This window comes from Variovorax sp. P1_H12_2, from assembly GCF_056405335.1.
In genome coordinates, this window is sequence record NZ_JBFUCI010000017.1 from 1 (window position 1) to 14,094 (window position 14,094).

General features: G+C 64.9%; 14 protein-coding genes. 11 read left to right on the plus strand and 3 right to left on the minus strand.

Annotation, left to right across the window (positions count from 1 at the left end):
• The 5 genes from AC1D2K_RS03540 to AC1D2K_RS03560 all read left to right on the plus strand — a co-directional run.
• Window positions 1-337 (plus strand): MaoC family dehydratase (locus AC1D2K_RS03540; RefSeq protein ID WP_478086360.1); only part of this gene is annotated, 337 nt, incomplete at its 5' end.
• Between the two features lie 45 nt (window positions 338-382).
• Window positions 383-1,378 carry a tripartite tricarboxylate transporter substrate binding protein gene (locus AC1D2K_RS03545; protein WP_478086361.1) on the plus strand — a complete coding sequence of 332 codons (996 nt, stop codon included), beginning with the start codon at window positions 383-385 and terminating at the stop codon, window positions 1,376-1,378.
• A 9-nt stretch (window positions 1,379-1,387) separates the two neighbouring features.
• Window positions 1,388-2,647 carry a CaiB/BaiF CoA transferase family protein gene (locus tag AC1D2K_RS03550; protein WP_478086363.1) on the plus strand — a complete coding sequence of 420 codons (1,260 nt, stop codon included), beginning with the start codon at window positions 1,388-1,390 and terminating at the stop codon, window positions 2,645-2,647.
• Window positions 2,648-2,655: 8 nt separating this feature from the next.
• Entirely contained in the window at window positions 2,656-3,066 is a 411-nt protein-coding gene (locus AC1D2K_RS03555; protein WP_478086364.1) for a Zn-ribbon domain-containing OB-fold protein, read from the plus strand.
• Window positions 3,063-4,220 (plus strand): acetyl-CoA acetyltransferase, encoded by a 1,158-nt coding sequence (locus AC1D2K_RS03560; RefSeq protein WP_478086365.1) that lies wholly within the window; start codon window positions 3,063-3,065, stop codon window positions 4,218-4,220. The genes AC1D2K_RS03555 and AC1D2K_RS03560 overlap by 4 nt, the downstream gene beginning before the upstream one ends.
• A gap of 93 nt (window positions 4,221-4,313) precedes the next feature.
• Here the strand turns inward: AC1D2K_RS03560 and AC1D2K_RS03565 are convergent, their stop codons facing one another.
• Both AC1D2K_RS03565 and AC1D2K_RS03570 read right to left on the minus strand, forming a co-directional pair.
• The gene (locus tag AC1D2K_RS03565) at window positions 4,314-5,546 is read right to left on the minus strand and encodes a flavin-dependent oxidoreductase (protein WP_478086367.1); all 1,233 of its coding nucleotides are present in this window, start codon (window positions 5,544-5,546) and stop codon (window positions 4,314-4,316) included.
• Window positions 5,543-6,535: a tripartite tricarboxylate transporter substrate binding protein gene (locus tag AC1D2K_RS03570; protein ID WP_478086369.1), complete on the minus strand. Its 993-nt coding sequence runs from the start codon at window positions 6,533-6,535 to the stop codon at window positions 5,543-5,545. Before AC1D2K_RS03570 ends, AC1D2K_RS03565 begins: the two co-directional genes overlap by 4 nt.
• Window positions 6,536-6,751: 216 nt before the next feature.
• Between AC1D2K_RS03570 and AC1D2K_RS03575 the strand changes: the two genes are divergently transcribed.
• A complete protein-coding gene (locus tag AC1D2K_RS03575) occupies window positions 6,752-7,081 on the plus strand; it encodes a hypothetical protein (protein ID WP_478086407.1) in 330 nt (109 codons plus the stop codon).
• Window positions 7,082-7,085: 4 nt separating this feature from the next.
• Here the strand turns inward: AC1D2K_RS03575 and AC1D2K_RS03580 are convergent, their stop codons facing one another.
• Window positions 7,086-7,829: a GntR family transcriptional regulator gene (locus tag AC1D2K_RS03580; protein ID WP_478086371.1), complete on the minus strand. Its 744-nt coding sequence runs from the start codon at window positions 7,827-7,829 to the stop codon at window positions 7,086-7,088.
• A 220-nt stretch (window positions 7,830-8,049) separates the two neighbouring features.
• On the opposite strand from AC1D2K_RS03580, the gene AC1D2K_RS03585 reads away from it, so the two are divergent.
• The 5 genes from AC1D2K_RS03585 to AC1D2K_RS03605 are packed head-to-tail and all read left to right on the plus strand — an operon-like array spanning window position 8,050 to window position 13,994.
• On the plus strand, window positions 8,050-9,756 hold the full coding sequence (locus AC1D2K_RS03585; protein WP_478086373.1) for an AMP-binding protein: 1,707 nt from the start codon (window positions 8,050-8,052) through the stop codon (window positions 9,754-9,756).
• 9 nt (window positions 9,757-9,765) lie between these two features.
• Window positions 9,766-11,313, plus strand: a complete 1,548-nt coding sequence (locus tag AC1D2K_RS03590; protein WP_478086375.1) for an acyl-CoA carboxylase subunit beta — start codon at window positions 9,766-9,768, stop codon at window positions 11,311-11,313.
• An 8-nt stretch (window positions 11,314-11,321) separates the two neighbouring features.
• Window positions 11,322-12,680: an acetyl-CoA carboxylase biotin carboxylase subunit gene (locus AC1D2K_RS03595; RefSeq protein WP_478086376.1), complete on the plus strand. Its 1,359-nt coding sequence runs from the start codon at window positions 11,322-11,324 to the stop codon at window positions 12,678-12,680.
• 39 nt (window positions 12,681-12,719) lie between these two features.
• A complete protein-coding gene (locus tag AC1D2K_RS03600) occupies window positions 12,720-12,944 on the plus strand; it encodes an acyl-CoA carboxylase biotin carboxyl carrier protein subunit (RefSeq protein WP_478086377.1) in 225 nt (74 codons plus the stop codon).
• A 30-nt stretch (window positions 12,945-12,974) separates the two neighbouring features.
• Complete coding sequence (locus tag AC1D2K_RS03605) at window positions 12,975-13,994, plus strand: ABC transporter ATP-binding protein (RefSeq protein WP_478086379.1); 1,020 nt, start codon at window positions 12,975-12,977, stop codon at window positions 13,992-13,994.
• Window positions 13,995-14,094: the final 100 nt, after the last annotated feature.

Here is a 14,094-nt window from a genome sequence, read left to right on the forward strand (position 1 = left end):
CTTCAACCCTCTGCATCTGGACGACAACTACATGAAGGGCAGCTTCGGCAAGACGCAGTACGGCGGAATCATCATGCACGGCATGAACAACTTCGGCGTGATCACGAAGATGCTGACCGACTGGTTGTATCCCATCGGCGGTGTTCAGCGTCGCCTGGAGACGCGATGGAAAGCGCCGGTCAAGCCCGGCGACACCATCACGCCGCACGCCACGGTCCAGGAAGTGCGCAAGACCGACAAGAGCCGTTGGGCGACGCTGGAGGTGCAGGTGCGCAACCAACGCGGCGAGACCGTCGCGGTCGGCGAAGCGATGGTGGAGTTCCCGAGCGCGGCCTGAAGCTGGTCGCGACGGATCGTTTCAAGAACCAATCGAGGAGACATCGTGAGTATCAACGCCCTCAAGGCGTTGGTGCGCCCGACGTGCGCGCTGGCCATGGCCTGCGCGACCGTTGCTGCACCAACCGCCGCGCATGCACAGAATAATTTCCCGACGCAGCCGGTGAAGCTCGTCGTACCCTTCCCGCCAGGCGGGACGACCGATATCTTCGCGCGCCTTCTTGCGACCGAACTGTCGCAAAAGTGGGGGCAGCCCGTGCTGGTCGACAACCGGGCCGGTGCCAGCGGAACCATTTTTTCCGAACAGCTGACGCGTCAGYCTCCCGATGGCTACACGCTCATGCTGACGGCGACCCATCACGTGATCAATCCGGGGCTCTACAAGAATCTCAAGTACGACACGCGCACCGCCTTCACTCCACTCGTCCAGATTGCCGCGGTGCCGAACGTGCTCGTCGTGACGCCGAACTTCGGCCCCAAGAATGTGCGCGAGCTCATCAACTACGCGAAGCTGAGCCCGGGCAAGGTCAGCTTCGGATCTTCCGGTACTGGCGGTGCCAATCACCTCGCGGGCGAGCTGTTCAAGACGACGGCCGGCGTGGACATGGTTCACATCCCGTACAAGGGCGCCGCGCCAGCCTTGAACGACCTGTTGGGCGGGCAGATTCCCGTGATGTTCGATTCCGTGCCGGGCGTGCTTCAGCACATCAACGCGGGAAAGATACGGGCGCTTGCCGTCACGTCGCTCAAGCGATCAACCGCGTTGCCCAACGTCCCCACGATCGATGAAGCCGGGCTCAAGGGGTTTGATGCCACTGCCTGGTTTGGCTTGTACGGACCCGCTGGAATGAAGCCGGAGGTCGTCACCAAGATATCGGCCGATGTGCTCAAGGCGCTGCAGTCGGAGCACATCCGCACGCAGTTCGCTCAACAAGGCGCGGAACCGGGAACGATGACGCAGCCACAGTTCGCCGCATTCGTGGATGCCGAGATCACCAAATGGTCGAAGGTGATCGCCGACGCCAATATCAAGATTGACTAGGAGCAAACGTTGACTACCGACGGCTTGAATTCTCGACCTTCGGGTCCCGGTGCGCTCTCGCACTTGCGCGTGCTCGATCTTTCGCGGGTGCTGGCAGGACCATGGTGTACACAGAATCTCGCGGACATGGGCGCYGAGGTGATCAAGGTGGAGCGCCCCCGCGTTGGCGACGATACGCGTGGATGGGGCCCTCCCTGGATTCAGGGTGAGGATCGGTCAGGAGGCGCGCCCGACTCGACGTACTATGCGGCCGCCAATCGCGGGAAGCGATCCGTCACGATCGACCTGTCTCGCCCCGAAGGGCAGGCGCTGGTGCGGCAACTGGCGCAGATCAGCGATGTCGTGATCGAAAACTACAAGGTCGGCGACCTTCGACGCTATGGGCTGGACTACGAGAGCCTCTGCGCGTTGAATCCCCGGTTGGTGTACTGCTCGATCACCGGCTATGGTCAGGACGGGCCGAGTGCGCACAAGCCCGGCTACGACTTCGTGTTCCAGGCCGTTGGCGGATTGATGAGCATCACCGGTGAAGCAGACACACTGCCTGGTGGCGGCCCGCAGAAGGCCGGAATTGCGATCGCCGACGTCATGACGGGGATGTACTCGACGATCGCCATACTGTCCGCACTCCAGCACCGGACGGTCTCCGGGTGTGGCCAATACATCGACATGGCATTGCTCGATTGCATCGTCGCCCTGGGCGGCAATCAGGTCACGGGCTTCTTCGCCAACGAGAAGGTGCCGCATCGGTACGGAAACGCCCATGCGAGTCTGGTGCCATACCAGGTTTTCGCGGTGCAGGATGGCCAGGTCGTGGTCGCCGTCGGCAATGACAGGCAATGGCAACAGTACTGCGCCGCGATAGAGCGGACCGATCTCGCCGAGGACCCGCGCTGGCTGAAGGCAACCGGCCGGGTCGTGGGACGCGAGACGCTGATCCCGGAACTGGAGCGCACGATGCTCACCCGTCCCGCGGAGGAGTGGATCGATCGCATGGAATCACGCGGGGTGCCCTGCGGACGGATCAACAATTACAAGCAGGTGTTCGAAGAGGAGCAGGTGCGCCATCGCAAGCTGCGCGTCGACATGGAGGGCCCCGGCGGAGGCACGGTCTCCACGATCGCAAGCCCTCTGCGGTTGAAAGGAACGCCACCTGTCTACGACCGTCCGCCCCCAAGGCTCGGTGATTCAACCGACGATGTGCTGCGCGGCCTTCTCGGATGCAGTGAGGAAACCCTTGCGTCGTACCGGCAGCAAGGCCTGATCTGAAGGCAGCCATGACACAAGCGAACGCAGTTTCGTCCCCGTCGAAGGGCGTGCTCTCCCCGCTGGCGCGCTTCCAGGACCACTTGCGGCGCGGCCAGTTGGCCTACCAGTACGACGCCATTGGCGATTGCGCCGTTTTCTACCCCCGGGTGATCGCACCGCGCACGGGAAATGATTCACTCGAATGGCGTGTGAGCGCCGGCATCGGCACGGTGTATGCCGTCACGGTGATCAGTCCGCGTGGTTCACTCGCCTACAACGTGGTGCTCGTCGACATGGCCGAGGGATTCCGTCTGATGAGCCGCATCGAGGGCCTTCCTGCTGAAGACGTGCGCATCGGTATGCGTGTGCGCTTTCGCGCGTTCCTTCCTGACGATGGAACGCCTCCCTATCCCGTATTCGAGCTGGAGACAAATGCATGACCAATCCCATGCGAAGGGGCGGCTGCGCGATCGTCGGTGTCGCAGAGTCCGACCTCGGAGAAGTCGCGGCGGGCATGTCCCCGCTGGACCTCATGGCCCAGGCGACGCAGCGTGCCCTTGCAGATTGCGGCCTGAAGCTCGGCGATATCGACGGCGTCTTCGCCACGACATCGCAGAGCCGGATGCCGACGCTGGCGTTGTGTGAATATCTTGGCCTGCAGCCGCGCTATCACGATGGCACCAACATTGGTGGTTCGAGCTTCATGTCGATGGTCGCCCATGCACAAGCTGCCATCGCGGCCGGTCTGTGCGATGTTGCCTTGATCGCGTACGGCAGCACGCAGCGAAGCATGGGGCGCTCGAACGTCGCGGCGCCCGATGCCAACCCGTACGAGGCGCCGTACCGTCCGATCTACACCGGGAGTTCCTATGCACTGACGGCCTCGCGGCACATGCACGAGTTTGGAACCACTCGGGAGCAGCTCGCACAGATCGCAGTGGCCGCACGGGACTGGGCCCTGTTGAACCCCAAGGCATGGGAAAAACAGCCGCTGACCGTTGAGGAGGTCCTCAGCGCACGGGTCCTCAGCAGTCCTCTGACCGTGCGCGACTGCTGCCTGGTCACTGACGGTGGCGGCGCATTGATTCTGTGCTCTGCGCAACGCGCCGCGTATCTGAAATCGCGTCCTGCGTTCGTGCTGGGAACCGGAGAAGCGCTTTCGCACTTGAACATCAGTCAGATGCCGGATCTCACCACCACCGCGGCGGTGCGTTCGGGTGCTGCTGCTTATGCGATGGCGGGCCTGAGGCCAAGCGAGATCGACGTTGTCGAGGTCTACGATGCTTTCACCATCACCACCCTCATGTTCCTCGAGGACCTGGGGTTCTGCCCGAAGGGCGAAGGTGGCCGCTTCGTGGCGGACGGTGCCATTGCACCGGGTGGCCGTCTGCCGGTCAATACGAACGGGGGTGGCCTCTCGTACTGTCATCCTGGCATGTACGGCGTCTTCGTTCTGATCGAGGCGGTGCGCCAGGTGCGAGGCGAGGCCGGAAAGCGCCAGGTGCCGAATTGCGCAACCGCCATCGCACATGGCAACGGTGGAACGCTTTCGAGCCAGAGCACGGTCATTCTGGGAAACGCGTCGACCGTCTAGCCTGATTGCGGGCCTACCTTCTGCGGAATGGCCCTCGCGCTTCGACATGGTCGAGGTGCGAGGGCCATCTGGTTCTTGAAGCGTGCGCTGAGGTCAGGGCGACACCGTCCACGACGGGCGTTCGTTGAGGGTGGCAACGTCGAAGCCTGCCAGGTTCTTGTACCTTTGTTCGACGGCCTTCAGTTCCTCCATCGCCGCGCCGTGCGCTTGGGAACGCGACAGTGCACCCACTCTGGCCATGACGTCGCCGGCCTGCTGGCGATTGGCCAGTTGCACCTTGGCGACCTGTTCGCGCCGCGCCGCCTCGTAGGCACGCAGCCCTTCAACGGGGTTGGCATGCCGTGCAAGCTCATAGGCCAGCACACGCGCGTCAAGGATCGCCTGCGAAGCGCCGTTCGAGCCGAACGGGTACATCGCGTGTGCGGCGTCGCCCAGCAAGGTCACTCGGCCGAAACTCCACTTCGGAAGCGGATCGATGTCCGCCATCGGATACTCGTAGGCGACGGCGGTCGAACTCACCAATTCGGGAATGTCGAGCCAATCGAATGACCAGTTCGCAACGTGCGCCGCAATCACGCCCGGATCAACGCGCCGGTTCCAGTTGCCTAGCTCGGCGAGCGGGCGCTCGTCCGTGGGCATCGGCCTGACCAGCAACCAGTTCAGCGTGCCGTCATCGATCGGGTAGACGACGATCCGCTGCGCCTCGTCGCCGACGATCACCATCGTGTGCCCGCCACGAAAGGCCGTGAACGGCGTTGCCCCGCGGTACATGACCCACCCGTTGGAGGCCAGGGGAATGGGCCTCTCGTACAAGCTGGTGCGGACGGCAGAGCGAATGCCGTCTGCGGCAATCACGACATCGGCGTGAACCTGCTCCTCCGAGCCCGTCTGGGCATCCACGACGCTCAGCGAAACACCGTCCTCCTGCTGAGCAACACCGGTCGCGCGTTTCCCGGTGCGTACAGCGCCCGGGCCCAGGCGATCCGTGACTGCCGAGAGCAGCAGCTGTTGGAGACGTCCACGGTGGACCGAGTACTGAGGCCAGCGATACCCGGCCGCGAGACCTCGGGTCTCTGCCCATATCAATTGCCCCTCCCGGTCGTGATAGCAGAGCTCGGCTGTCGGCAGACCGATCTGCGAAAGGTGGTCTCCGAGACCGAGTTCGACGAGCTCTCGAACCGCGTGCGGCGGCAGGTTGACGCCCACACCGATCTCGCGAATGTCCTTCACGGCCTCGAGCACTTCAACATCGGCAAAGCCGGCCGCATGAAGACTGAGTGCCGCAGTCAGGCCGCCGATACCGGCTCCAGCGATGCATATCTTCATTTGCGGTCACCCAGCTTTGCCCGCTCGACCAGTGAACGCTCGGACACATAGAACTCGCGCGCCCACTTGTCATAGTCGGCCGAGCCCTTGTACCAGTAGGTCTGACGCAGCGTTTCCAGCAGCTTGGCGTACTCGGGCGTATCGATGGCTGCCTTGAAGGCCGCGTTGAGCTTGGCCACGACATCCGGCGGCATACCCTTTGGGCCAACGACGCCATAGGGTGCCGGATAGACCAGGTCGTATCCCAGGCTCTTTGCCGTTGGCACCCCGGGCATCCAGGCTGCGGGTTCCGCATCGAAGCTCATCAGCAGCCGAAGGTCGCCAGACTGAACGAATGGGATCACGCTCCCCGCGGCGTCGAGCGTCGCGACGACGTGTCCGCCCATGAGATTGGTCGCCGCTTCACTGCTGCTCTTGAAGCCGATGTGCGTCACCGGGGTGCCCGACATGCCACCCAGCGCTTCGGAAAGAAGGTGCATGGTCGTGCCGGCACCCGCGGTCCCGATCGATAGCTTTCCAGGGTTCGCCTTTCCGTAGTCGAGAAGCTCCTTGGCTGTGCGGAAGGGGGAATTTGCCTTGACCGCCAATACGAAGGTGTAGCCACCCAGTCCGGCGATCCAGGTGAAATCGCGCGTCGGGTCCCAATCGACTTTCTGCAAGTGCGGGAAGCGAAGAAGGCCGGCGGTGGCCGCGGCGATCGTGTAGCCGTCCGGCTTGTCCATCCGGGCCATGTTCGACGGTGCCAGTGTCGCGCCTGCGCCCGGCTTGTTCTCGATGATGATCGACTGGCCGAGTTGCTTGCCGGCTAGCTCTGCGAGCTTGCGGAACGTCAGATCCGTCGGCCCGCCTGCGCCGAAGCCGACCAGCAGGCGAATCGGCTTTGTTGGGTACGGATCAGGTGGCGAGGCGAGCGCCGAGCCTATCGCCCCAAGAAGAACCAATCCTGCGCACAGACAGCTGCACCCTTTTTGAAATGTGCGAGCGCTCAAAGATCTCACTTGAATGTCTCCTTTCAATATCCGCTAAGCGGATGAAATAAACCGCTAGGCGGTCGTATATTCTTTTGTGAGTGTGGCCCGATGTCAAGCTCGTCTTTCCGTTGTGGACGGCTCAGCGCACATGAGGAAGCGGATCTGTGAAGTCGATGCGGATGACCGGGGTGTGCAAGCGCGCAGAAGCGAAAGGCTCCGAAGGAGCATGTCGCAATGCCGCCGGGCAAGTGCCGACAACCGAACTCAAAGCGCAAGTGGGCGGGGCTGTTCGAGAAGGACGCGCAGCTAGAGGCGAGCATCCGGGCCAAGGTCGAGCACCCATTTCACGTGATCCAGACCCTGCTCGATCACCGCAAGACCCGCGACAAGGGACTGGCTAAGAACGAGCCCGCTGTTCAGACTAGAACACGTGTCTTGCCGTCGCTCGAGCAGGACGGCTTGGGGAACGTCCCCGGCGCTCGGYCTGTTCAGTTGGGCTCGCGAGTTCGGCGATCAGAAAGTCCCTCAGGCTTTCGGCTGACCAACGGCAACGGAATGTCCTGAAGGCTCAAAAGCAGCGCAGCCGAAATTCGTCGATGCTTTCGGCGCGCTGCGGCCGCATGCGCTCCACCATGGTGTCTCGCACGAGCACGGAGAAGCGCTCCATGGCCATCGAGGCGCGATCGGCGTCCGCCGCGCGGATCGCATCGAACACCTGTCGGTAGGCTTCGTAGCAGCGTTGACGACCTTCGACGGATTCGTAGGCAAAGGCGTGATCCTTCCAGACCTGTCGCCACACGGTGGCGTGCGAGAGGCTGTTGAAGGCGCTGATGAGCGGCTGGCTCGGCGTGGCATTGAGCATGGTGAGGCCGAGGCGGCCCAATGCGCGCATGAAGCCGTCGGCGGTGATAGATGGCTCGTTTACCGCGAGTTCGAACTCTCGCAGTTTGGCATCCATCTGGGCGATGCGCTCCGCGTCCTGCGCAACGGCGAGGTAGCGTACCGACAGGCACAGCAGCATGGCGCGCGCGTTGAAGAGATCGATGACGTCGTTGAGCGACATCTCCACCACGCTGGCCCCGCGGCGAGGTTCGATCTTGACGAGCCCCTGCTTCTCGAGAATGCGCAGCGCGTCGCGTACAGGCCCGCGGCTGATGCCGAACAACTCGGCGATCTTGTGCTCGACGATCTGCTCGCGTGGCTTGAGCACGCCGGCCACCATCTGGGCGGACAGGTGCTCGGCGATCTGCTCAGCAACCGTCGTGGTCCTGAACCCCCTTGGGGCTGTGGTGTCAGGGGCGGGGATGAGCATGCATGGACAAGGATGGGGAAGCCCGGACGGGCCAATGCCGACGGTCAGTCTCGGCGCCGCATTCTATTTCTCCGGCGAGGTGTCCGTCATGTTACACGGTTAACTGTTGACGGTTGACCGAATGACGCAATAATGCGGCGCAAGAGACAAGGGCCCAAAAAGGGCGACGCGCCCCTGGCGCCAGCCTCCGAGACAGGAGGCACGAACAAAGGAGACAGCTATGGATTCGAAGCAAGAGCTTCTGGCGACCTTTGCCGAGAGCGGCGAATTCGTCGTCGCGCAACTCGACCGTTGGGCGCGCGAGCGTCCGCAGGCCCGCTGCTTCTACTACGGGGAGGAAGACCGGCTCCTGAGCTACGCTGAACTCGGTGCCGTCACCGATTCGATCGCAGGTTTCCTGGCCGGACACGGCACCGCGGTCGGCACGCCGGTAGGCGTCCTCACGCGCAATCCGCTGATCGCCTCGCAGGCCATGTTCGGCGTTTGGAAGGCGGGCGCGGTCTATGCACCTGTCAACTTCGGCTTCTCCGGGCGGTTGCTGGCCTATCAACTCAACGACACTGGCGCCGCGATGCTGGTGGTCGATGCCACGGGGCTGCAGGCCGTGCTCGACATCTGGGACAGCCTGGAGGTGCAGCCCGTGCTCGTGCTGTGTCCGCAGCGCGATGCGCAGCCGGTGCCGGTCCCCCAGGGCATCCAGGTGCTCGACTGGCAGGCCGCGTGCTCGGGCCACGCCCGCCCCGCAATTGCGTTGGCGCCGCACGATCCGGCCAACATCGTCTACACCTCCGGCACGACGGGGCCGGCCAAGGGCGTATTGCTGCCGCACCGCTGGATCGCGCAGTACACCTTCTTCGGCCGCCTGACGCTGACTCAGGAGGACGTCATCTACAACGACCTCCCGCTCTACCACGTGGGAGGTGCGATGTTCAACGTCGCGCGCGCCATCTGGGTCGGCTGCGAAGTGGCCTGCTGGGAGCGCTTCAGCCCGACGCAGTTCTGGGACCGGGCCCGCAAGGTCAACGCGACGACGGCGGTGCTGCTCGACGCCATGATCCCGTGGCTGATGAATGCGCCGGCCCGCGATGACGACCGCGCCAACAGCCTCAACAAAGTGCACATGCAGCCGTTGCCGATGAACCATCACCAGGTGGCGCGCCGATTCGGTATCGATGTCRTGAGCTGTGGTTTCGGACAAACCGAGTCCGGCAGCTGCATGACGGCCATCATCGAGGAGCTCGCGCCCGGCGAAGGCACGCCGGCCGCGCTGTTCCGTGGATACGACCGCGAAGCCCGCACCCGCCGGCTGTCGGCGTTCGGCGTGACACAAGTCGGGCCCGAGCAGGCGACCGTCAAGGGTTTCATGGGGCGACCCAATCCCTTCTTTGACGCCGCCATCGTCGATGAGGGCGACGAATTCTGCAAGGCCGATCAGGTCGGGCAGCTCGTGCTGCGCCCGAAGGTCAGCAACACGATCTTCACCGAGTACATCGGCAAGCCCGAGGCCACCGCCAAGGCGCTGCGCAACGCTTGGTTCCACACCGGCGACGCGGCCATGCGCCGGGCCGATGGAACCTTCGTGTTCGTCGACCGGATGGGTGATCGCATTCGCGTGCGGGGCGAGAACCTGTCGTCCTTCCACATCGAGGACCTCTTCAACCAGCATGCGTCGGTGGCCATCTGCGCCGCGTTCGCCGTGCCCGCACACGTGGGTGATGAAGACGACGTCGTCGTCTACCTGGTGCTGCAGGAAGGCGCGCAAGAAACCGAGGAAAGCATCCACGCCTGGGCGCAGTCGGGCATGCCGAAGTTCATGCGCCCCAAGTACGTTCGCTTCATCGCCGACCTGCCGCGCACGGCGACCAACAAGGTCGAGAAATACAAGCTGCGCTCGATGTTCCTGCAGCAGGACCGCGCGGACACATAAGGATTGAAATTGACCTGGCAACCCGAACTCGACGCGCTCGACGCGCGCCGCAAGATGGTCCGCCGCATGGGCGGCCCCGAGAAGATCGAGCGGCAGCATCTGCACGGCAAGCTCACGGTGCGCGAACGCATCGATGCGCTGCTGGACGCCGACTCCTTTCGCGAGGTCGGATCGGCCAGCGGTTGGGCAAGCTACGACGCGCACAACCATCTGACGGACCTCACGCCGACGAACCAGGTGGCGGGCCACGGCCGCATCGACGGGCGGCCCGTGGCGGTCATCGGCGACGATTTCACGGTGCGCGGCGGCGCGAGCGACGCGAGCATTTACGAAAAGCTGATCTACCCCGAGAAGCTGGCCCAGGGCATGCGCATGCCGCTGATCCGGCTGGTGGACGGCACGGGCGGCGGCGGCTCGGTCAAGCAGCTCGAGCGACTGGGCTACACCTATGTGCCCGCCGTGCCCGGCTGGGAGATCATCGATCAGAACCTGTCGCAGATCCCCGTCGTTGCGCTTGCGCTGGGGTCGGTCGCGGGGCTGGGGGCGGCGCGGGTGGCCGCGAGCCACTACTCGCTGATCGTCAAGAACACGGCGCAGATCTTCGCCGCGGGTCCGCCGCTGGTCGCGCACCTCGGACAGACGGTAACCAAGGAAGAACTCGGCGGCGCGGCGATCCACGCGCGCAACGGCACGGTGGACGACGAGGTCGCGAGCGAGGCTGAAGCCTTCGAGCGCACGCGCGCGTTCTTGTCGTTCCTGCCGCGTTCCATCGATGAGCTGCCGGCGCGGTCGCCCTGCGCCGACCCGGCCGACCGGCGCGATGAAGTGCTGCTGTCCGTCGTCCCACGGGACGAACGCAAGGTGTACGCGATCCGTCCGATCGTCAAGACCATCGTCGATCAGGGAAGTTTTTTCGAGATCGGGCGGCAATGGGGACGTTCGCTCGTCACCGGACTGGCCCGCCTGGACGGCTGGCCGGTGGCGGTGATCGCCAGCGACCCCTACATCTACGGCGGCGGCTGGACGCGTTCCGCCTCCGAAAAGGTCGTTCGCTTTCTCGACCTTGCCGAGACCTTCCGCCTGCCGGTGGTGCACCTGGTGGACGTGCCCGGCTTCCAGATCGGCGTGGAAGCCGAACAGGCGGCCACGATCCGCTACGGCGTGCGGGCCATGTCGGCGATGACGCAGACCACCGTGCCGTGGGCGACGGTGATCCTGCGCAAGTGCTTCGGCGTCGCCGGCGCCGCGCACCGGCCGGAGGGGCGGTTCTCGACGCGGTTCGCCTGGCCCTCGGCGCAATGGGGATCGCTGCCGATCGCGGGCGGCCTCGAGGCGGCCTATAAGCAGGAGCTGGAAGCCGCCGAAGACCCGGTGGCCAAACGCCGAGAAATCGAGCAGCGTCTTCAGGCGCTCGCCTCGCCCTTCCTCACGGCTGAAAAATTCGGTATCGAGGAAATCGTGGACCCGCGCGACACCCGTGCGCTGCTGTGCGAGTTCGCCGACCTTTGCGCCCCGATCCGTGCGGCGCGCGGCGCCCGCGTGCGCTACCGTCCCTGAGCACGCGCATGTTCCGCAAGGTACTCGTCGCCAATCGCGGCGCCGTCGCGGCCCGCGTGATTCGTGCGCTGCGCGAGATGGGCATCGCATCGGTCGCCGTCTACTCCGACGTCGACCGCGATCTCCCCTATGTCGCGCAGGCCAACGAGGCTTACGCACTCGGCGACCCGGCGCCGCAGCACAGCTATCTGAACCAGGCCCTGCTGCTGGACATACTGCGTCGCAGCGGCGCCGACGCGCTGCATCCCGGTTACGGCTTTCTTTCGGAGAATGCCGCATTCGCCCGCCAGGTCGAGGCCATGGGCGTGTGCTTCGTCGGTCCGTCGCCACGCTGGATCGACGTCATGGGCCACAAGGTCAAGGCACGTGATCTCATGGCCGCACAGGGCATGCCGATGTGCCCCTCCAGCGGACTGATCGATGCAGAGTGGGATGGCCTTCCCGCCGCGGCGCGCGATCAGATCGTGCGGCTGGGCTATCCGCTCCTCGTCAAGCCGGTCAACGGCGGCGGCGGCATCGGCATGCTGCCCGCACGCAATGAGCAGGAGCTGTTGCGCGCGCTCGCGCAGGCCCGCTCGCTCGCCACGCGCAGCTTCGGAAGCGCCGACGTGTACGTCGAGCGGCTCGTCGAGCGCCCGAGGCACATCGAGTTCCAGATCCTGGCCGACCGTGCGGGGCACGTCCGTGTGCTGTACGAGCGCGACTGCTCGGTTCAGCGGCGCCATCAGAAGGTCATCGAGGAAGCGCCTGCACCCTGCCTGTCGCGCGCGCTGCTCGACGAAACCGCCACGCGCATCGCGACCATCCTCGGCGCGCTGAAGTACGACGTCATCGGCACCGTCGAGATGCTGTATGACCCGCAAGCCGGCGCCTTTCACTTCCTCGAGATGAACACGCGCCTGCAGGTCGAGCATGCCGTCACCGAGGCGATCACCGGCGTTGACATCGTGGCGGCGCAGTTGCGGCTCGCCGCGGGCGAGGCGATCGATGCGGTGCTGCCCCCCGTGATCGACCGCACGGGCCACGCCATCGAGGCGCGGTTGTATGCGGAAGATCCCGTCCGCTTCTTCCCGTCGCCAGGACCGCTCGACGTCTTTCGCATGCCCGGCGGGGAGGGCATCCGGGTGGAAACCGGCTACGGCCCCGGCGCGCGGGTCACGCCTTTCTACGACCCGATGCTTGCCAAGATCGTGGCGCATGCACCCACGCGGGCCCTCGCCATCGAGCGCCTGGCGGCCGCGTTGCGCGCCACCGAGGTGTGCGGCGTCAAGACCAACATCCCATTCATCCAGAACGTGCTGGCCTCGCCCGCATTCGTCGACGGTGATATCCATACCGGCATTGCTGCGCAGATTCTGGCGGGCTGAAAAGCCCGATGTTCCATCCCTTCGAAGGTCCCACTCACCATGCCTGAAATTTCTCTCGAATCCCTGGTCACCGGCAAAGTCTGGAAGGTCGAAAAACAGGTCGGCGATGCGGTGGCCGAGGGGGAGTCCATCCTCATCGTGGAGTCGATGAAGATGGAAATTCCGCTCGAAGCGACGAGCGCCGGCATCGTGACTCGCTTGGCGGTTGCCGAAGGCGACAACGTCAGCGAAGGCCAGGTCCTCGCCGTCTTGAGTCCCACCTGACCCCGGCCGCCGCGTTTTTCTCGAGCGCCCATGCAGACCCCCTTCGTCGCTTCGCCCGCCGAGCCGCTGCTGACGGTGCGCGACCTGCGCGTCGCCTTCCGGACCCGCACAGGCGAGGTCCAGATCACGCGCAACGTGTCCTTCTCGGCGATGCCAGGCGAGCGCATCGGCCTCGTGGGCGAAAGCGGCTGCGGCAAGACGGTGACGGGCCTGTCCCTTATGCGCCTGCTGCCCCCGAAATCGACGCGCATCGGTGGCCAGATTCTCTTTCAGGGCCGCGATCTGGCCGCGCTCACGGAGCGGCAGATGCGCGCCGTTCGCGGCCGCGACATAGCCATGATCTTCCAGGAGCCCATGAGCGCGCTCGACCCGGTGTTCACGGTCGGAGAGCAAATCAGCGAGACCTATCGCATGCATTTTCCGCAGCACCGCGCCGAGGCGCGGGAGCGCGGCGTGCAAGCCCTGGCGGACGTCGGCATCCCGCTGCCGCAGCGGCGCTATCACGAATATCCGCACCAGCTCTCGGGCGGCATGCGCCAGCGCGTGATGATCGCCATGGCGCTGATCTGCGAGCCGCGCCTGTTGATCGCCGATGAGCCGACGACCGCGCTGGACGTCACGGTGCAAGCGCAGATCATCAAGCTGCTGCGCGAATTGAGCGAGCGGACCGGCACCGCCTTGCTGTTTATCACCCATGACCTGGGCGTTGTGGCCGAGACCTGCACGCGCATGCTCACGATGTATGGCGGTGAAGTGGTGGAGGACGCTCCCGTCGACGCGGCGCTGGTGCGTCCGCGCCATCCCTATACCTCGGGGCTGCTGCGTTCTCTGCCGAGCCTGGCGCCGCGCCGTGCTCCGCTTGGGTTCATCCCGGGCCGTGTGCCGACACCGGCCGCGATGCCCGCCGGCTGTCGTTTTCGGCCGCGCTGTGGCCACGGCGACGCGGCCTGCGGCCAGGAGCAGGTGCTACGTGCCGTGAGCGGAGAGTCCGGGCGTTGCGTGAGGTGCTGCCGTGCCGGCGAGCTGGAGCTGCCGGGAGTGCTGCAATGACGGCATCGGCGACGGGCGCGAATGCGCGCCCCCCGTTGCTCGAAGTGCGAGACCTTCGCGTCGAGTTCGCGATCAAGGAGCGCCACAAGACGGTCAAGGC